Annotated in this window: 20 protein-coding genes; 18 read left to right on the top strand and 2 right to left on the bottom strand. The window is 34.6% G+C overall.

What is annotated here, in order from left to right; translation table 11 throughout:
- Positions 1 to 3: 3 nt before the first annotated feature.
- The 4 genes from ACVQ8P_RS06685 (at position 4) to ACVQ8P_RS06670 (ending at position 3,974) form a co-directional block, all read left to right on the top strand.
- Positions 4 to 1,083 carry an ABC transporter permease gene (locus tag ACVQ8P_RS06685; RefSeq protein WP_462298441.1) on the top strand — a complete coding sequence of 360 codons (1,080 nt, stop codon included), beginning with the start codon at positions 4 to 6 and terminating at the stop codon, positions 1,081 to 1,083.
- Positions 1,083 to 2,042: an ABC transporter permease gene (locus tag ACVQ8P_RS06680; RefSeq protein WP_462298440.1), complete on the top strand. Its 960-nt coding sequence runs from the start codon at positions 1,083 to 1,085 to the stop codon at positions 2,040 to 2,042. Before ACVQ8P_RS06685 ends, ACVQ8P_RS06680 begins: the two co-directional genes overlap by 1 nt.
- Positions 2,043 to 2,176: 134 nt before the next feature.
- Positions 2,177 to 3,205, top strand: coding sequence for a galactose-1-epimerase (locus ACVQ8P_RS06675; protein ID WP_462298439.1), 1,029 nt, complete (start codon positions 2,177 to 2,179; stop codon positions 3,203 to 3,205).
- Between the two features lie 133 nt (positions 3,206 to 3,338).
- Positions 3,339 to 3,974, top strand: coding sequence for an SDR family oxidoreductase (locus tag ACVQ8P_RS06670; protein WP_462298438.1), 636 nt, complete (start codon positions 3,339 to 3,341; stop codon positions 3,972 to 3,974).
- 76 nt (positions 3,975 to 4,050) lie between these two features.
- On the opposite strand, the gene ACVQ8P_RS06665 is transcribed toward ACVQ8P_RS06670, so the two are convergent.
- Complete coding sequence (locus ACVQ8P_RS06665) at positions 4,051 to 6,654, bottom strand: hypothetical protein (RefSeq protein ID WP_462298437.1); 2,604 nt, start codon at positions 6,652 to 6,654, stop codon at positions 4,051 to 4,053.
- Positions 6,655 to 6,775: 121 nt separating this feature from the next.
- Here ACVQ8P_RS06665 and ACVQ8P_RS06660 point away from each other — a divergent pair, with 121 nt between their 5' ends.
- Entirely contained in the window at positions 6,776 to 7,366 is a 591-nt protein-coding gene (locus ACVQ8P_RS06660; protein ID WP_462298436.1) for a hypothetical protein, read from the top strand.
- Positions 7,367 to 7,431: 65 nt separating this feature from the next.
- Complete coding sequence (locus ACVQ8P_RS06655) at positions 7,432 to 8,472, top strand: DUF916 and DUF3324 domain-containing protein (protein WP_462298435.1); 1,041 nt, start codon at positions 7,432 to 7,434, stop codon at positions 8,470 to 8,472.
- A 68-nt stretch (positions 8,473 to 8,540) separates the two neighbouring features.
- Here ACVQ8P_RS06655 and ACVQ8P_RS06650 read toward each other — a convergent pair whose 3' ends face one another.
- The gene (locus tag ACVQ8P_RS06650; RefSeq protein ID WP_462298434.1) at positions 8,541 to 11,153 is read right to left on the bottom strand and encodes a hypothetical protein; all 2,613 of its coding nucleotides are present in this window, start codon (positions 11,151 to 11,153) and stop codon (positions 8,541 to 8,543) included.
- Positions 11,154 to 11,342: 189 nt separating this feature from the next.
- Here ACVQ8P_RS06650 and efp point away from each other — a divergent pair, with 189 nt between their 5' ends.
- From efp to ACVQ8P_RS06590, 12 genes are all read left to right on the top strand, one after another.
- On the top strand, positions 11,343 to 11,906 hold the full coding sequence (efp, locus tag ACVQ8P_RS06645) for an elongation factor P (protein WP_462298433.1): 564 nt from the start codon (positions 11,343 to 11,345) through the stop codon (positions 11,904 to 11,906).
- A gap of 83 nt (positions 11,907 to 11,989) precedes the next feature.
- Complete coding sequence (locus ACVQ8P_RS06640) at positions 11,990 to 12,505, top strand: hypothetical protein (protein ID WP_462298432.1); 516 nt, start codon at positions 11,990 to 11,992, stop codon at positions 12,503 to 12,505.
- Between the two features lie 33 nt (positions 12,506 to 12,538).
- Positions 12,539 to 13,279 carry a hypothetical protein gene (locus ACVQ8P_RS06635; RefSeq protein ID WP_462298431.1) on the top strand — a complete coding sequence of 247 codons (741 nt, stop codon included), beginning with the start codon at positions 12,539 to 12,541 and terminating at the stop codon, positions 13,277 to 13,279.
- A 125-nt stretch (positions 13,280 to 13,404) separates the two neighbouring features.
- Positions 13,405 to 13,848: a MerR family transcriptional regulator gene (locus ACVQ8P_RS06630; RefSeq protein ID WP_462298430.1), complete on the top strand. Its 444-nt coding sequence runs from the start codon at positions 13,405 to 13,407 to the stop codon at positions 13,846 to 13,848.
- 60 nt (positions 13,849 to 13,908) lie between these two features.
- Positions 13,909 to 14,316, top strand: a complete 408-nt coding sequence (locus tag ACVQ8P_RS06625; protein WP_462298429.1) for a cupin domain-containing protein — start codon at positions 13,909 to 13,911, stop codon at positions 14,314 to 14,316.
- A 16-nt stretch (positions 14,317 to 14,332) separates the two neighbouring features.
- On the top strand, positions 14,333 to 14,653 hold the full coding sequence (locus ACVQ8P_RS06620; RefSeq protein WP_462298428.1) for a carboxymuconolactone decarboxylase family protein: 321 nt from the start codon (positions 14,333 to 14,335) through the stop codon (positions 14,651 to 14,653).
- A 174-nt stretch (positions 14,654 to 14,827) separates the two neighbouring features.
- On the top strand, positions 14,828 to 16,033 hold the full coding sequence (locus ACVQ8P_RS06615; RefSeq protein ID WP_462298427.1) for a glycosyltransferase: 1,206 nt from the start codon (positions 14,828 to 14,830) through the stop codon (positions 16,031 to 16,033).
- A complete protein-coding gene (locus ACVQ8P_RS06610; RefSeq protein ID WP_462298426.1) occupies positions 16,030 to 16,320 on the top strand; it encodes a hypothetical protein in 291 nt (96 codons plus the stop codon). Before ACVQ8P_RS06615 ends, ACVQ8P_RS06610 begins: the two co-directional genes overlap by 4 nt.
- Positions 16,304 to 17,194, top strand: coding sequence for a polysaccharide deacetylase family protein (locus ACVQ8P_RS06605; RefSeq protein WP_462298425.1), 891 nt, complete (start codon positions 16,304 to 16,306; stop codon positions 17,192 to 17,194). The genes ACVQ8P_RS06610 and ACVQ8P_RS06605 overlap by 17 nt, the downstream gene beginning before the upstream one ends.
- A gap of 129 nt (positions 17,195 to 17,323) precedes the next feature.
- Positions 17,324 to 17,509: a hypothetical protein gene (locus ACVQ8P_RS06600; RefSeq protein WP_462298424.1), complete on the top strand. Its 186-nt coding sequence runs from the start codon at positions 17,324 to 17,326 to the stop codon at positions 17,507 to 17,509.
- 9 nt (positions 17,510 to 17,518) lie between these two features.
- Positions 17,519 to 18,859: a sensor histidine kinase gene (locus tag ACVQ8P_RS06595; RefSeq protein WP_462298423.1), complete on the top strand. Its 1,341-nt coding sequence runs from the start codon at positions 17,519 to 17,521 to the stop codon at positions 18,857 to 18,859.
- The gene (locus ACVQ8P_RS06590; protein WP_462298422.1) at positions 18,859 to 19,623 is read left to right on the top strand and encodes a LytR/AlgR family response regulator transcription factor; all 765 of its coding nucleotides are present in this window, start codon (positions 18,859 to 18,861) and stop codon (positions 19,621 to 19,623) included. The genes ACVQ8P_RS06595 and ACVQ8P_RS06590 overlap by 1 nt, the downstream gene beginning before the upstream one ends.
- Positions 19,624 to 19,628 lie beyond the last annotated feature (5 nt).

Here is a 19,628-nt window from a genome sequence, read left to right as displayed (position 1 = left end):
AATATGCAAAATTCATCAAAATTATTTAAAATATTAGTTCCGTTGACCTCTGTCCTTGCTGGATTGGTCGTTGGCGCAATTATTATGATTATTTTTGGCTATGATCCAATTCTAAATTACACAAGTATGTTTACCGGGGCTCTAGGCGATGCAAATTCAATCGGTGAAACATTGCGTGAGCTAACGCCGTTAATCTTAACAGCACTTGGCTTTTCGATTGCAAGTACCGCTGGATTTTTCAATATTGGGGGTGCTGGACAAGCGTTGATGGGTTGGTTAGCATCAGTTAGTTTTGCGCTCAACTTCAGTAGTCTGCCACATTGGTTATTATTATTTGGTTCGATATTAGCGGGTGCTATTGCGGGTGGAATTTGGTCTGGGATTGCAGGTGTTTTAAAAGCGTATCTCGGTACAAGTGAAGTGATTACAACGATCATGCTGAATTATATTGCATTATATCTAAGTAGTTTTTTAGTTAAGAACTTCTTGGCACAGGATCAAAGTGATTTTTCAAAGACAATTCCAGTTGGTGCACGATTACGAACACCATTTTTGGAACATTTAACACAAAATTCAACCTTTAATTACGGGATTATTATTTCTTTAATAATGGTAATTGTTGTTTATTTCTTAATTCAACGGACTAAAGTTGGTTACGAATATCGTGCGGTTGGATTGAATGAAAAAGCAGCTAATTATGCTGGAATGAACGTTAAAAAAGTGATTATTAGTGCCATGGTTGTTTCTGGAATCCTTGCTGGACTTGGTGGTGCGGTTGAAGGGCTTGGAAATTATGAAAACATCTATATTATGACGACGTTACCTGATATTGGGTTCAATGGCATGGCCGTTTCACTATTAGCTAGTGGAAATCCAATTGGAATTATCTTTGCTGGCTTGTTATTTTCAATTTTAAAAATTGGTGGGTTGAGTATCTCAGTTATATCAACAACGCCACCCGAAATTGTTGATATTGTTATTGCGACAATTATCTTCTTTGTCGGGATTAATTACATTATTAAGTTAGGACTAGAAAAAGCGGCTAAGAAAAAGAATGATTCGAATCAGAAAGGGGAAAACTAATGTCAGTTATAACGATATTAATGACAATGGTTTCAACGGCCTTAATTTATTCGGCACCGTTAATTTTTACGGCGCTTGGTGGCACTTTCTCTGAACGAGGTGGAATCGTTAACGTTGGTTTAGAAGGAATTATGATTGTTGGTGCCTTTTCTGGCGCAGTTTTTAATTTAACTTATGGCTCAACCTTAGGTGCCGCGACGCCTTGGATAGGATTACTGGTTGCAGGTGTTTTCGGCCTTATTTTTTCAATTTTGCATGCTTTAGCAACGATTAATTTCCGTGCGGACCACATTGTTAGTGGCACAGTGCTAAATATGCTTGCGCCTGCACTATGTGTGTTTTTAACAAAGATTTTTTATGATGGTAAAGGGCAGACGCCTGTGCTTGAACAAAGTTTATCAACGTTCACGTTTCCTGGATTATCAAAAATTCCTTTCATTGGGAAAATCTTTTTTACGCGGACATCATTGTTAGCCTATATTGGTATTTTAATTGGGGTTATCAGCTGGTGGGTACTAACCAAGACTCGATTTGGCCTCAGACTCAGATCAGTTGGTGAAAATCCACAAGCGGCTGATACATTGGGGATTAATGTTTACTTAATGCGCTATTCAGGAGTCTTGATTTCAGGATTTTTAGGCGGTATTGGTGGTGGTATTATGTCACAATCAATTACACTGAATTTTAGTGTTTCGACAATTGCGGGACAAGGGTTCATGGCATTGGCCGCAATGATATTCGGTAAATGGCATCCATTAAAAGTGGTTGCTGCAGCGATTTTCTTTGGTATTTCTCAAAGTTTGGCAATTATTGGGGCTTATATTCCAGTTATTTCTAAAATTGATGATGTATGGTTCCAAATGGCACCCTATTTAATCACAATCGTTGTCCTAGCCCTCTTTATTGGTAAGTTTTATGCACCAGCAGCAGATGGTGAAACGTACGTTAAATCTAAATAAGTCATCAAAGTTAATGTCTCAGTTAGGAAGAGGCATTAATTTTTTGAAATAAAAGTAAACGCTTTCTTGAACATCTGGTTAAAATAGACTAATATTAATAGGAATAGATAAAAACAGTAAGCGGAGGAGATACAATGAAAACGACAACGAAAGATTTTGGTAATGACTATCAATTAATTACAATGACGAATGATAACGGGTTTGAATTATCACTGACAGATTTAGGTGCAAGAATTGTTAGTTTAAAAGTGCCAACAAGTACTGGTAAACGTGAAATTGTGCTGGGATTTGATTCAGCAAGCGAGTATTTAGAAAAAGATAGCTTCATTGGTGCATCAATTGGTCGCGTGGCTGGACGGATTAAAGATGGAAAGTTCAACATTGGTGATCAAAGTTACCAAGTTCAAATCAATGAAGGAACTAATACTTTACACGGTGGTACACCAGGATTTGATACAAAAAAATGGGCCTACAAAATAGTCGAAGGTCAAAATGAATCATCTGTTATTTTTCATTTAGAAAGCCCAGAAGGTGAACATGGATTCCCCGGAAATATGGCAATTGATGTCACATATACATTTGGTAACGACAACATCTGGCATCTAGAAACGACGGCTAAGACAGATAAGGATACGTTATATAACCCGACGAACCATGTTTACTTTAACGTCTCAGGAGATGTGACAGAGACAATTGATAATAACTTATTACAGGTGGACAGCGATTACTTTGCGCCATTAGAACCAGATTCAATTCCAACTGGTGAAAAAATGGCTGTTGCTGAAACAGCTTATGATTTCCGTCAACCTAAGTTGTTACATGACGTTTTCACAAGTGATTTTGCGCAAAAGAAACAGGTCGATGGGATTGATCATCCATTTTTCTTGAACAATCCTGCAGTTGGTAAGGAATCTGCCAAACTAGTAAGTTCAGATAAAGAAGTGTCTGTCTCAGTTTCAACTGATCAAACAAGTTTGGTTATTTTTACAGCTAATTTTGGTGAAGACACACCAATTATGCATGGTAAAAAGATTGCAAACCATGCCGCAATTACGTTTGAAACACAGGTGGCTCCTGGTTCAGAGAGATTCCCTGACTTTGGTGATATTGTATTGCGTGCTGGTGATACGTATAAAGCGGTCACAGAATTCAAATTAAATTAAATAGTTATTAAATGAACAGTCGTATTGAAAAAGACGGCTGTTTTTTTGTGGTTAATCTGTAAGTGTAAGTCGTACCATTTCATTCAAGAAAGAGGTAAACTTTACTTAAGAGTGAATAAAGGAGTGACTAATGATGACAGAATTAAAAAGAGTATTGGTTGTTGGATCGAATGGTCGAATTGGTAAAAAAGTGATAAGTAAATTAGCTGATAAGGGCTATCAAGTATTGGCTGGATCAAGGCATACAGATAATTTAGACCAAGAAAATATAACTTATGTTTACATCGATTTATTAGAAGGTGTGGCTAAGATGGTTAAAAATATGCAGGCCGTAGATGTTGTCTTATTCGTTGCTGGTTCTGGAGGCAAAGATTTAATGAAGATTGATTTAGATGGCGCAGTTAAAACAATGGAAGCAGCTGAATTAGCTCACGTAAAACGTTTTGTGATGTTGAGTAGTATTTACTCTTTAGATAGAGAAAAAATTGATCAATCTTCACTTAGAAATTATATGATAGCTAAATTTTATGCTGATAACTGGTTAATGAAGAATACACGTTTGGATTATACCATTCTTCAACCAGGTGCTTTAATAGAAAAAACAGGGACTGGAAAGGTCACACTCAATGATGGTCAAGCAGAGGAAAACTCACTTGATAATGTTGCTGATGTATTGGTTTCAGTTGTGTCGCATGACGATACAATTGGAAAAGTGATCACAATGCATGATGGTGATACAGCGATTGATGATGCGTTGGAAAATATTTAATTAGTAGCAGTTAAAAAAGAGTGTTCTAAAATGAGCTGAAAGTCTCATTTTAGAACACTCTTTTAAGTTTAAATAATTATTTTGAACGTTTTGTAGCATCTATGATGCCACTATCGGTAGTTGGTGCGATTTCCCAAAGAGAATTATAATGATAAGTTCCGGGTTTATCAAAATCTGATGTTGCAAAATCTAAAGTTAATTTTGCGTTATAATAAGATTTATTAATGACAGAACTCGAAGAACTATCAAGACCAGATGAGGGTAGCTCAAAGATTGGTTTTGAAGAACTAAAATCAATCTTATTTGATGTTGCTGGCTTCTCTTCAAAAGTCAGAGCATCACCATCTTTACTGGTTTGGACTTGTTTATACCATGATAATCGATCCTCTTTAAAGAGTGGATTAAGGGGGTCATTAGCCGCTGAGTCGTTCGTATTAACGGTTAAATCCCAGTTAACTTTAAATGGATTATCAATGGTTAAAGTACCTGATGCAGGTAATGATTTTTTGCCTGTAAGCTTGCTCTCACCTAATTTATAGGTGCCAAAATCAAAGTCTTTAGGGTAGGTAACTAAAAGATTACCTGTTACATTTAGTTGATATGAGATTGGTGTGTAATCGGGATCTTTTTCAGTTAAATTGGCATCTGAAATACTTTGATCTGATGAGTCTAATACTTTATTAATTGTATCGTCATCAGTTGCTGTGATTAAATACGAAATTTTATTTTTATGATAGAGATGATAGCCAATTAATTCATAATCTTCATCAATCTGATCACTGTCATTAGAATTCATGGAATAGGTTTTTTTATCAGAATAAGCCGTTCTATCATATTTATGAGCGGTATCTTGATATTGATCTTCTAGTGCAGTAATCGCATTTCCTGAATCAAAATCGATTGTATTAGTCTTGCTTGAAAATGTTTCATTTGCGTCAGTTAATGAACTAGCATCTGTATAATTTTTTGCATATTTTTGCCATTTACCATTATTTAAACGATACCATAAATAGTAAGTTTGATCATTTGGATTAATATTTAAAACAGTCTTATAATCTTTTTCTAGTGTTTGGAGCGTTGAAGCGTCAGCACCGAGGCTTGCATTATCCTGTTTAACAGTAGCTGAGGTCCGATTTACTGACCAATTCAATGTTTTAGTCGGTCCTGGAATAAAGGAATTATTTCCAGAGACTGTTGCAGATTGGATGGTTGGTTTAGTTGTATTCGTATCGCCATCTTTTAAGAATCCAGCGGGATCATCATCAGTACCAGCAACATCAAAATCACCGGAGTTAAAGCCGGCATCATTAGCAACTTCATCATTAATAGACATATTACCAACAATATTTTGTCCTGAAATGATGCTACCAACAAGAGGGCTACTGGTATTACTTGAGTAAGCATTAAGATCTATATCGGCATTAGGGGCTAATATTGATCCAGTAAAACCATTGCCTGTCGTAACTCCGAATGATAATTTTGTATTTTCTGTATTAAAATTATGCAGCAAGTGAGAAGAGGTATAATAAAGTGTTTTAATAGCACCTGAACCAGAATTTACAGTTGTGTCGGTAGCTGCAAGATTAACGCCTTTTGTAGCTATGCCAGAGGTGTTTTGGCCAGTAAAAGCAGTATCAGACTTATCAGTTGTGTAAGTTGCATCATCTTTTAAAGGTGCGTAGCCAGTAATGTGCATCCAAGCTGCATTTGTGAAATCAAATGAAGTGAAATTTTTATAGTTTAGAATGATGTATGGCATTTTGGTTGTACCAGAAGTAAAATTAAGTAAATTAATCGAAATGTCAGTAGCCGATTGGAAATGATCAATATCACCATTAATATCTACTACGATGACACCTTGTTTAGTTGATTTTTTATCCATATCAATATTGAGTTGAATAACATTACCATCGTTCCAATCACTTGGATTTTTGACAACATGGTCTGTATTTAGATCAATTGAGTTGATTGCATCATTGTATAGTGCATTTTTACCACTTACCTCACCAGTTTTTGAAACGGTTGTTGATGTGAAGTCAGCATAATAATCGCTAACTTTTCGGAGATTTGGCGCAGCATCTTTAAATGAAGTTACCTTATTTTTATTCATGCCAGGAAAGTCAGCAAGCGTATCGGCATTATCTTCAACTTCATGGAAACGAGCAACTGTGCTTGTTGTACTACTAGCAAATGCGTTTGAAAGTTCCTTGTCAGTAGGTGGATGTTCGATGAAAAATGTTAAATTTTTAGTCGCCGAGTAACGAAAACTCTTCACGTTGGCATACATTTGAAGAAGACCGTTACCAGATACGGTATCTGAAACCATTGAAGGATTCATTTTATCATAGGTATCCGTGTCAGAATCGCTTAGATTATCAGCAGAATAGTCTTGAATGGAATAGGAAGTATTATTATTAATTGATGATTTAAAGTCTTTTGCAAAATATTGGCCTTGTAAAGAGTGTATAGCATTAGTATCAAATGTGATAGACCCACCAGCAAATGCAGTCACACCGGTTGCGGCGCCTAATGGATATTGATCAGGTGGGGCATAGGCACCACTTGATTTTGAACTTGCTTGCACACTTGTGGTAATCGAAAAAAATAAAAGTAATCCCAAAAAAATACTTGTAGTAAACATGTAAACGCTATAAGTGTTGATATGTTTAGAATTAATCATGTCTTGTCTCCTCCGCCCAGGTCCCTATTGATTCTTATACAGATTATATGGTATTATTAGGTAAAGGTCAACGTCCCCTTTCTGAACATTGGCTCAAAAAAATAAACAAACTGGGAGGATTTTGAAAAAGAACTTATTTTTAATCGCAGCATTGGTACTTGGCTCAACAGCAGTTGTTAGCTCAAGTGTGTCAGCTGATGACGAAAAACCTGCATCTAACGCGGGTACTGCTACTTTAGACATCACACCAGGTACATTTAGTCAAACGGGTGCACCATCATTTAAATTTTCATCAGCATTAACTGAAAGTTTAATTAAAGGTAACGCTAATCTTACAGCTATTGGCGAGGATACGGATACGCAAAGTTTTAAAGTATCAGATTACTTAGGTACTGATGGTTGGAATGTTAACGTAAAATTAGGTAAATTTTCTGATCCTGATATTACTATTAATAACTTGAATATTGCCGCAGGTAAAGTAGAAGCTGATTCAATTGTCAAAGATGATGTCAAAGCAACTTCTGCTGATGTAGTGCCAGAAGGTGCTGCTGTATCTGTAGCAACAGCTGACAAAGGTGCTGGGGATACAACATTAACATATGTTGATAATGGTGCAACATTAAATCTTGGTGCAACGAAAACTGTTAAGGCAGATACAGCTCCTTTAACATGGACAGCTACTTCTGGAACAACTACAGAATCACTTAACTAAATTTAATATAATTCAGTAAAAAAGACCGCCTTAGGCAGTCTTTTTTTTTAAGGAGAAATGAGATAATGAAATTAAGAAAACTGTTTTTGAGTGTCTTAGCTATCCTAACGTTTACGATTGTTACCGTCTCGACGAATGTGTATGCTAAGTCTGAAGGTGCTGGATTTACAGTAACTAAAGTGACCCCAACGAATCAATATCGTGCAGCATCGCAATTTGATATTAAGGTAACGCCTAATTCAACACAAACGTTATCGTTAAATATTAAAAATTTGGAAAATGATACGAAAACAATTATTATCAGTCCAAATAATTCATACACAAATACAAATGGACTTATTGTGTATGATAAACCGACTGTAAAGAAACCAGCAATGGCTAAGTATCAATTTTCAGATCTTGTGTCAAAAAAACAAGAAGTTGTAGTCGGGCCTAAAAAAACGACCACGGCGACATTCACAGTTAAAACACCTGCGACTGCTTTTTCTGGGATTGTGCTAGGTGGGTTTAATGTACAAGAAAAAGTAATTAAAGAAAAAAGTGAAAAGAAGGGCTTAACGATTACAAATCGCTTTGCCTATGTTATTCAAGCAGTTATTAGAGAATCTAAAACGGCTGAGAACCCCGGCCCTAAACTAACAATTGGATTTTCTAAAGTAACGCTAAATGCTTTTAAGCATGTATCGCTACAAACAAATTTTCAAAATGATGTGCCGATTGTGATTGGTCCAACCACAATTAAAGCAACGATTACGGCAAAAGGTAGCTCTAAAGTTTTATATCGTAAAAATATTAAAAAAGTTGATTTTGCGCCATATGCTAATTTTAGTTACGCTTTGGATTTAACTAAATCTGACTTAAAAGCGGGTGACTATAATGTGCATTATGTGGCTACCGGAAATGGTAAATCATGGCAGACAACTAATCCATTTACGATTACTAAGGCAGATATCAAACGCATTAAGAAAGAAACAAAAACTCAAGTGAACTGGTTATTATGGTTAATTATTGGGATTATTGTGTTCTTGATTTTATTGGTCTTATTCTTGCTTTTCATTATTTTTAAAAGAAGAAAAAAAGATGAAGATGAAACGTTAGAAAAGTAACATAGCATTTAAAAAAGAAGGTCCGTTAAAAGGAATGTTGACATTCCTTTTAACGGACCTTCTTTTTATTATTCTTTTTCTGTTTTAATTTCATCAGGTGATGAAATTGACCAAGTTACAGTACTCTTAAAATCACCAGATTTTGCGATTTTTTTGGTTTGTAGTTCTAATAATAATTGTGATGAATAGTAATTTTTATTAATAATTGATGTCGTATCAGAACTGAAAATAGATGAATTTAAATCTAAAACGGGGTCTTTAGATTTAATTGTTGTTAGAGCTGATGGATTCCCATAAGTAAGGGGGTCGTCACCAATTGTGCTAGTTTGTAATTTTTCGGACCAACCAAGTTGTTCTGGTATGAAAAATGGATTACTTGGATTATTGGAATCATCAGCGTTAACAGTTAAATCCCAGTTGAGACCAAGCGGATTATCAACAGTTAGCACACCTGTTTTAGTTAGTGTAGAATGAATTTCGCCTAACTTAACTGTGCCAAAATCAAATGATTTCGGATAAGATGCTAAGAGATCGCCCGTGACATGTAAATTATATGAAATAGGTGTGTAGTCAGAATTTAATTTTGCAAGTTTTGAAGCAGAAATAGGATCACCAGTTGTACTACTTAATAGTTCATTAACTGTTTTACCACCATAGTCAGAGTAAGTGTCTGAATCAGTTGTTGATGTCACCAAATAAGAAATCTTATTTTTATGGAAAAGGTGGTAACCGATTAATTCATTATCACCAATTGCTTTCGAATAGGTTGTTCCATCAGTATAAGGTGTTTCATCATATTTATACTTAGCGTGCTTGTCATTATAGTATTTTTCAAGTGCATTGGTTTCTTTTGCAGTAATCTCTAATTTAGAACTTGTGAGTTCAGTGGTATCACCTTTTGAATATTTTTCCCAAGGACCATCATTGAAGCTATACCATAAAAAATAGTTATTCGTTTTATCTGCAGTCGATTTTGTATCCACGTTAATTGTGGTATTGAATGAATCCTTAGTTGTTTGAACAGTATCTTTTGGTATTTCGGCTGTAATATTATTTAACGAGTAATAAAAATCATAAGGCGTTACCTGTGGAATATAATGGGTCGTACCAGAACTAGTATCCGTAGACGTATATCCAGGTAGTGAAATTGATTTAATAGTGGGATGTGTCGAGTTACTTGAGTCCGGATTCTTTAAAAAATCTTGGACAGAATCATCGCCGAAATCATCAGACGCATTAAAAATACTTTGGTAAGCAAGGTCACTAGGAACAGTTAAATTACCAATGATATTTTGCCCAGTAATAATACTTCCATATAGGACACTTTGTTTTTGACCGTTAGCAGTTGCATCAATGTTAATGTCGGCACTAGGAGCTAATACAGAACCATACAAAGGACTCTTCCAACTTCCGACGAAAATTTGACCATTTTCAGTATTGAAGTTATTGACAATATGTGAAGAGGTATTATAGACGGATTTGACCTTTTTAGGATTTTTACCAGTCGTATCAATCGCAGTTGGATCATCTGTTAAAAGGCTTGTCGCTTTTGTGTCTGAACCGTTACTGTTTTGCCCAGTGAACAAGGTGCCCTTATTATTACCGTCTAACTTATAATTTAGAGAAGTACCGTCAGACGCGGGTGGATATGCGTTAAAAGTCATCCAACTACCTTCATTGAAATTAAAACTGATTCCGGCAGAGTTATTGGAATAATGTTTGTAATTTAAAATGAGAAAAGGCATTTTCATGGTCTTAACATCGAAATTTACTAAATTAACGAAGATGGCAGTAGCATCTTTAAAATAGGGGATATTACCATCAATATCAGCTAAAACAACACCTTGGTCTGTGGAAGTAGTATCCATATCAATTGTTAGTTGGATGACATGAGCAGCATCAGTATTGCTAGCATTAATAGCTTTATCTGTATTTAAATCGACACTTTTAATGGCATCGTTGTGTTTCGTAGTGCTGCCATTTGCCTTTGAATCTGCGTAATTAGTTGAGGTGAATCCCGCGTAATAATCACTGACATCTGTGATGTTTTGAGCAGCATCATCGAATGATTTAATATTATTGTTTGCCATATCAGGGAAATCAGCAAGGGTATCAGCAGTATCTTTTTTTGCATTAAATTGTTTAATATAACCATCGTAACCAGAATCTGTTGGTTTTATGCCCTGGTTGGTGGAAACCGCTCTAGCAATATCATTATCAGAGGGTGACTTTTCTAAGTAATAGGTTAAATTTTTTGTTTTTGAAAAAATAAAACTATTTTGATTGGCATACCATGCAATCATATCAAGACCTTCAAGATTTTCTGAAATCATTGAAGGATTGACTTGATCATAATCAGCATCGGTTAAGCCAGCTGAGTCATCATGAACGTAATTTTGGAGGTACTTATCAGTGCCACCTCCATTGCCACCTGATGAAGCAAATGTTTTGGCAAAGAATTGTCCCTGTAAATCATTAATTTGATTTGAGTTAAATGTAATTTTGCCACCAGCAAACCCAGTGACATTTGTAGCGGCACCCATTGGGTAACCTTTAGGAGGTGTATAAGATTGATCAGCTTGAGCGTTATGTACGGACAGCGTAAAAAAGAGTAAGCTAAAACAAAGGATTGTAATCGATTTGTAGATAGTAGATAATTTTGGATAAGTATTTTTTAACAAAAGACAACCTCCTTTGAAGTAATTAAAAATTAATCAGTATATTATATATACATTATAGTCTTGTGGGTAAAAAATGTGTAGGTCAATTGTTAGATGCGAGAGAATGTTTATTGATAGAAACCTAGATTAAGCCTTTTCAATTTGGTATACTCAGGAAGAAACGTTTTATAAAAAGGGAGATAATAAATTATGATTGAAGCAATCAATTTAAAAGCCGGAATGACTTTTGAACAAAATGGTAAATTAATTAGAGTTTTAGAAGCAAGTCACCACAAACCTGGTAAGGGTAACACGGTTATGCGTATGAAATTACGTGATATTCGTTCTGGTTCAACTGTTGAAACAACAATGCGTCCAGAAGTTAAGGTTGAACAAGCTAACATTGAAACAAAACCTGTTCAATTCTTATATAACCAAGATACTTTGGCTGTTTTCATGGATCTAGAAACATACGAACAATATGAAATTCCAAGAGAAATTATCGAACATGAAGCTAAATTCTTGTTGGAAAATATGGAAGTTAAAATCCAATTTTATGGGACAGAAGTGATTGGATTAACATTACCAACAGTTGTGACATTGCGTGTTGCGGAAACGCAACCCTCAATTAAAGGTGCTACAGCAACTGGTTCAGGTAAACCAGCAACAATGGAAACAGGACTTGTTGTCAGTGTTCCTGATTTTATTGCTGCAGATGATGTTTTAGAAATTAATACACAAGAAGGTACATACCTTAAACGTGCACCTAAATAAGAATTAAAAGACAGTCCTTTGGGGGCTGCCTTTTTTTAATCATTTAGGCTATACGCTAGTTAGGGATAATAGGGAGAAATAGGATGAATAACAATGAAAAACAAGTCATTTCAAAAAAACAAAAGTGGTTATTTGGGCTTTCGTTAGTTTGTTTACTAGTTGCTGTTGGAATATGGGGCTATTCAAGAACGTTGAAAACAATCAATGTTGATGCCGCCAAAACTGTTTTGAAACAGAAAAAAATGGTTAATAAGGAACTAGTAAAAAAATCAGAAAAATTAACCGGTGCTGCAACAGTTAAAGGATCAACCAAGTCTGTCGAAGCAGACACTAAAATTATAGCTAATAAAACGAAGGCGTTAACGTCGGCTGATCATAGCCAAATGACAAGTGCGATTAAGACTTTTGCAAAATTATATGCAAATAAGGTAACAACATCGAAAACAGTACTCGCTAATTATAAAACTGACAAAAAGTTATCAGAATCTGAAATTAAGGATTTGATAACGGTTTATAATTTGAATAGAGAAAATGAAAAATTGAATATCAAAAAAGGGGCAACTAAGTCAGACGTTAAGGAACAATTAAAGACTTATTAAACCGTTCTGAAAGTAAAATTAGGGGAATTTAAGATGAAAAAAAGGAACATAATTAATGGGTTGTCTGGTTTATTTATTTTATTAGCGGTTGTCTTTGGTGTGATTGCGTACTTAAAATTAAGTACCTATATAGCTGATAAAAATGAAGTTACGAAGATTAATTCAAAAGTAACTCAGTTAGATAAAAAACAGACAAGAAATAAAAAGAGTTATGATAAAGAAAAAATAAACTATGGTAAAGCTATTAGTTTAAATAAGAAAGCTAAAACGACTTATAATGAAAAATCGGGTCAAGAAGATAAAACAATTCAACAAATTACGGCGGATGCGGCTACATGGAATAAACTAAGACCACAACTTAAAACGGTCTTTGCTAAAGTTACGGATAAAGCAGGCGGTAAAGGGTCAGTAAAATCCGGACAGTTAACGTATCAAACGGCTAAAAAGGTGAAGGCAGCTAAGAAAGCAAAAACAGACTCCAAACAAATTTCTAAATATAAAAAAATGACGGTTGCAGAGGGTAATAAACAACTACTTAATTCTAAAAACGAAAAATCTGCTGTTTCACATAATGATATTCTGATTGAAGCGGCTATTACAGGAACCTATTACGCAAATTATGCTGATATAGATGCTAATATGTTGGCCATTTATAAATTAGATATCCAACAAAAAAGATATGTCACATCAATGACTGCTAAAGATCGTAAAAAATATAACGAAACAGCTGACACAAGTCCATTTGCAAAAGATAGACAAACCAATATTAAATAAGAAAACTGTAAATCAATTAATCAGCTACGAGATAGTTAGTGAATTAGTTAATTTATTTTTTGAAAATCCTTGACTTAGAGTTAACTTTAAGTGTTTTAATAGATAGTATTGAAGGAGGCGATTAGGTGGCAAGTCAAAAAGAATATAAAATTGGAGAATTCGCCAAATTGGTCGGACTATCAAGTTTTACGCTTAGGTATTATGAAAAAGAAGGATTAATTAAACCTCATCGAAACGTATCAGGACTACGTTATTATACGGAAGCTGATATTAAATGGGTTGGGTTTTTACTTCATCTTAAAGGAACTGGGATGCGAATTACGGAACTTATAAAGTATGTTCAGTTACGAGCAAAAGGGGACTCAACAATTGTGGAACGTCGTGAAATGCTTGAAAAAGTAAAAGAAAATGCATTGGCTGAGGTAGCAGAATTGCAACACAATGTAGAAATTGTGTCTCACAAGATTGATTGGTATGACGGAAAAGTTTCACGTGAAACAAATGAAGATGAAGAAACCGAAGATATTAGTTTTGAAAAATATTTACAACAATTTGCAATATACGATTGACTTAGAGCTTGCTCTAAGTGTTTTAATGAGAATAACAAAAAATAAAGTGAGGTAATCATAATGAATGAAGAACAAGTTAAGAACGGTCTTTTCCCAATTGGTGAAAAAAATGAAGCCTACAAGGATGTCTTTGTCGGTCAAAGTTATTTAGACATGTTAGTGGCAGATCCAGATATTAACGTGGGTGTTGGTAACGTTACTTTCGAACCTGGCACACGTAACAACTGGCACATCCATCACGACGGTTTCCAATTATTATTGGTGACTGCCGGCGAAGGTTGGTACCAAGAAGAAGGCCAAGCAGCTCGTCGTTTAAAAGCAGGTGACGTGGTTGTGACAAAAGATGGCGTTAAACATTGGCATGGTGCAACAAAAGATAGCTGGTTCTCACATGTTGCAATCACAGCTGGAACACCAGAATGGTTAGAAGCAGTTGATGACGAAGCATACGGTAAATTAGAAGACTAATAGGAGGTCGATAATTATGGCAGAGAAACAAACAGCAGGACGCGATAACTTGGGTGAATTTGCACCTAAGTTTGCAGAATTGAATGATGATGTTTTATTCGGTGAAGTTTGGTCACGCGAAAGTGAATTACCAGCACACCAACGCAGCCTAATTACCATTTCAGCTTTGATTTCAGGTGGGAATCTTGAACAATTACCAGCACATATGGCAATCGGTAAAGCAAATGGGATTACAAAAGAAGAAATTGCTGAAGTCATTACACATTTAGCCTTTTACGTGGGTTGGCCTAAAGCTTGGTCAGCATTTAACATTGCTAAAGACGTTTTTGACAATTAATTAGAAAAGAAAATTAATCTCTAAAGTGATGTTTGACAAAATTGTCGGACATCACTTTTTTTGCGTTCAAGAAAATAAAGGGGACGTTTGATGGACTATGGCTAGTTTGTAAGTGATTTAACGTACAATTAGGTTGTAAAAGTTCTAGTAATGAAGGAAGTTTAAGGTGGAAAGATGCTGATATATTTTAATTCATTTGTGACCTACTATCCGTTGATAATGTCAGTCGTTTGGATTACAGGCAGCTTATTGAACCGGTATCTCGCAAAACAGACGATTGAAAAAGTAACAGAAAAACCGATGATTTCAATTTTTGTACCAGCATATAATGAATCAGATACAATTGCTGAAACAGTCGCTGGGTTGGTGGAACTAACCTATGAAAATTATGAAATTATTTTAATTAATGATAAGAGTCAGGATGATACGGTATCTAAAATGTACCAATTGAAGCGTCAGTATACGCAAGAAAAAATTAGGATTTTAAATTTAAAAGTTAATGGTGGCAAAGCTAGGGCGCTGAATACTGCATTAAAAAAAACAAATAGTAACTACATATTGGTTATTGACTCAGATTCATATATTCAGTCAGATGCACTTGAATATTTAGTAAAGACCATTTTATCTGATAAAAAAATAGGAGCAGTAACTGGTCGACCAATCGTTCGTAATCGAACGACTTTATTGGGTCGTGTTCAAACGTTAGAATATACCAGTATAATTGCGAACATTAAAGAGGCACAATCATTTTTTATGAATCAAATTATGACCCTTTCTGGAGTCATCTCATTTTACCGAACTGAAGCTGTAGAATCATCTGGTGGTTGGGACGAAGCAGCCATGACTGAGGACATTGATGCAACTTGGAAGTTATACCAACAGGGATGGAAAATTAAATATGAACCTAAAGCTATTTGTTGGATCTTGGTTCCTGAAACTATTAGAGGATTAATCAAGCAACGAACAAGGTGGTCTGTAGGTGGACTTGAAGTTTTAGTGAAAAATCGCAAAATATTGTGGAACGGGGATATTGGTGAACGATTACTATTAACGGAGATGATTATTAGCCACCTGTGGTCATGGTGTTTTCTGATTGCTAGTGCTGAATATTTTTTTATGACATTCAGAACGGGTGCAATTAAAATGAATGGGTTGATTTTGTGTATCTATATGGTTATTGGTTTAATTCAATTTCTGATAGGTATTATTAGTAATCGAAAATCAGCAGGCCTTATAATGAGTGATAATTTATTGATTCCAATATATCTTATTTTTTATTGGTTATTGAATTTATATACAGCAATTGCAGCAGAGCTAACGTACTTGTTTTCAAAACAGACTGATGGGCGTTGGGAAAGCCCTGATAGGGGGATTAAATGACAGTGAACCAATTAATTATTCGTAAAAAACGGGTTGGGGTCATGAGAATTGTTGAACCATTATTATTAATAGTTGCATGGAGTAGTGTGGGTTTTTCACTGGGTTTATTTATATTTTTTATAACAGGAATATATTCGGATGGGTTGGTAACACTTTATTTATTAATGAACTTCACATTGAGACAATTTGTGATTTATAATGTCATTATTTTAGGGACATTTATCATTCTATTAATCGTCGGTAGTCAGAGGATGCCACGAGGAGGGCATAATGGGACACAACCGTAAAATTATGATTGGCATTATTCTTATTGTAATGATTGGTGCTATTTTTATGCGAGTTGATCATGCTGGGATGACGATGTCAAAAGAAGAAGCACATGAACAGTTAGAAACGGATAAAAAAATTACGTTAAATCAATCAAAAAAAGGTATCGTTGTTCTTTGCTACCATCGAATTTTGAAAGATGATAAATTGGTGAGTTTGGGACAAAAAATGAGTACCAATTCACAACTACATCAGTTTAACGTCAATATTTCAAAGTTTAAACAACAAATGTCATATCTTAAGCAACATCATATTCCGGTTATTTCTACTGAAGAGATGGTGTGGCGGATTCAACATAAACAGGTGATTAAAAAATATATTGTCATTACGTTTGATGATGTTGATAGAACAGTGATTGAAAATGCTTTACCGGTATTAAAAAAAACCCAATTGCCGTTCACATCATTTGTGATTTCTGGGAAAACAGGTGATTACATGGATGGCTCACAGATGGCAAATGTTTCTGAATTGAAACAGGTTGCGAAGATGTCAAGAGCAACTATTGGCTACCATACGGATAATATGCATCGTCAAATAAATGGTATCCCAATTTTAGCAAGTAATAAAAATTATGAAGCATTTAAAATAGATTTCAAACAAAATAAAAGTCATTTGAAGGAAGAAATACCAAGTTCAAGTACACGATATTTTGCATCGCCATATGGTGTACTGACTAGAAAAATGGCTAATTATTTAATGACACAAGGTATTTCAGCAATATTTTCTTTAAAGCCAGGAGTTGTGACACAACATACTGATTTAAAAGATATACCGCGAGTTATTGTATCAGATGACAATTGGCAAAGTGTTACAGAATGGTTGTCAAATAATTAAAATTATTAACGCTTGGGGTCAATAATGTAACGTTTGGTGTTTTTTGTAGATAAACTATCTTATGAATAGTAAGCTTAGTAACGAACATACAGGATGATATAAATGATAAAGTTTAGGGGGGAACAACTAATGAAATTAAAGAAAATTTTAGCTGTATCAGCACTCTTCATATTGATGATGCAAGCAGGCAGTGCCGTGAGCGCATCAACACATTATAAAGGGTTCCAACGACCTAATAATATAAGTAGCCGTGCGATGGGGTATGCAACTAGTGGAAGTTTATGGTCTTCTATTAAACATGCATTTGGTTGGTAGAAACCGCGGATGTTAAATGTAACGCCACTACAAATGTTACTTTTTGATTTTGAAGCTATTATCTTATTAAGTCTTTTTCAGTATTTATTGAGCCAAGATGTACAGAAAACACCAAAAGTAAAAGTTAAAATGATAATCGATATACTGATATTTCCAATAATTTGCGGAGTTATTGGAAATATCGGTTATTTTATTTATATCATAGGAACACTTACTTTTTATAGTTGTATGAATTCAAAACCATTGCCGATGTATCATGCGCTTAACACATCATTAATAGCGTTTGTAGTTTACATGATTATTGCTAACTTCGAAACATTCCTTTTTAAAATTTTGTACGAATTTAGATTTAAGACAAACATTAAAGAATTAACAGATACGGATCCAGGAATACATTTTTTCTTAGTCATAGGATTAGGGGTAGCTGCTTGGGGGGGATTGCGCTTAATTAAGCAAAGACTATCAAAGAAAAGAAATTTAGATAGTATTTATCTAGAAAAATTATCATTTTATGATTTCATTGGTATTATTTCATTAATTTCATTGATTATTTTTAGTGCCAGATATTTAAAAATTCAATTTGAATTTATTGGCGTTATTATTTTGGTACTAGTGATCGTGATTGGTGCAATTTTGCTCATGACCTATTTTGTATTCGACAGTTATACAAAACGGATGACACTTGAAAATAAGTTACAAGTACAACAGATTCATCAAACATATATTGATCAAATTGAACAGCGTAATAAAGAACTTCGACGTTTCAAACATGATTATCAAAATATTTTACTTACATTAGAGCATTATATTCAAAATGACGACCGAGAAGAGCTACGTCGATACTTTCATGAAGTTGTAAAAGAATCGGGAAATCAAATCAAAATGGATAGTACCGGATTTGAAACAATTGCGCGGGTTCAGAATGAACAAATTAAGTTAATGATGTATAACAAAATTATTGCTGCGCAGAACCAAGCTATTAAAGTCCATTTGGAAGTTGACACCGAATTTGAATTTACAATGGCTGGTGTAGATGCCATTCGAGTACTAGGTATTCTGTTTGATAATGCCATTGAAGCTTTGATTGATTTACCAGAAGAACACCGCTTTTTGAATATCGCGTTAGTTCGCTACCAAGATTTTGATGAGGTGATTATGCAAAATGAATTCGATCAAATACTCACAGAGAGAATAAATTTCTTTGATTCAAGTAGTAAAGGTGAAGGCCGTGGTCAGGGATTGAAAATTATTCGGGAGACGATGGCAAAATATGAAGGTAGTCAATTTGTGGTTCGAATTAATGGCAATCAATTTGAAGCAAATGTGATTTTGAAGAGAGGCGTAGATTAATGTTATCCATTTTTATTTATGAAGATGATGAACGACAATTATTAGCTGAAAAAGAAGTTTTAAACAACCAAATGATTATGAATGATTTTGATGTTGTTTGGGGTGTCGTGTCTAAAAGTTCAGCTGATATTCTGGCTAAATTGGAGCAAATCCCTGATATTACGGGACTTTATATTTTGGATGTTGAGGTTGATAATGACATGAGCGGGATTGAACTCGCAACTGAAATTCGTAAACGTGATACATTTGCAAAAATTGTCTTTGTGACATCACATGCTGAGATGGCAATGATGACGTTTGAACGTAAAGTTGAACCTTTGGATTATATTGATAAAGGGCTGGGTATTGAAAAAGTTAAAGAAAAATTAATTGATGATTTTCGTATTGCGAATGAACGTTACCTAGCTAGTAAAGAGGAAAAAGGACGTTTATTTTCTTACAAAGTGGGGGCGCATGTTTACCAAACGGCCATTAGTGAAGTGATTTTTTTAGAAACAGCAACGAATTCACATAAAATCATTTTACATAAACAGAATGAAAGTATTGAGTTGAATGTCAAAATGAATGATATGGAAGAGGACTACCCCATATTATTTAGAAGCCATAAAAGTTATTTAGTTAACTTTGACTGGATAAAAGAAATTGATCTTAAGAAAAAAACGATTATTTTTAAAAATGATGCAGTTGCGTATGTTTCTTATCGCAAATTATCAGAATTAAAACGGCTGTTGAGAGATAAAAAAGGGATTATTAAACATAAATAAAAGGA

It is taken from the genome of Dellaglioa sp. BT-FLS60 (genome assembly GCF_054941065.1).
The sequence above is the reverse complement of the archived record's forward strand: the minus strand, read 5'-3'. Positions and strand labels throughout refer to the sequence as shown.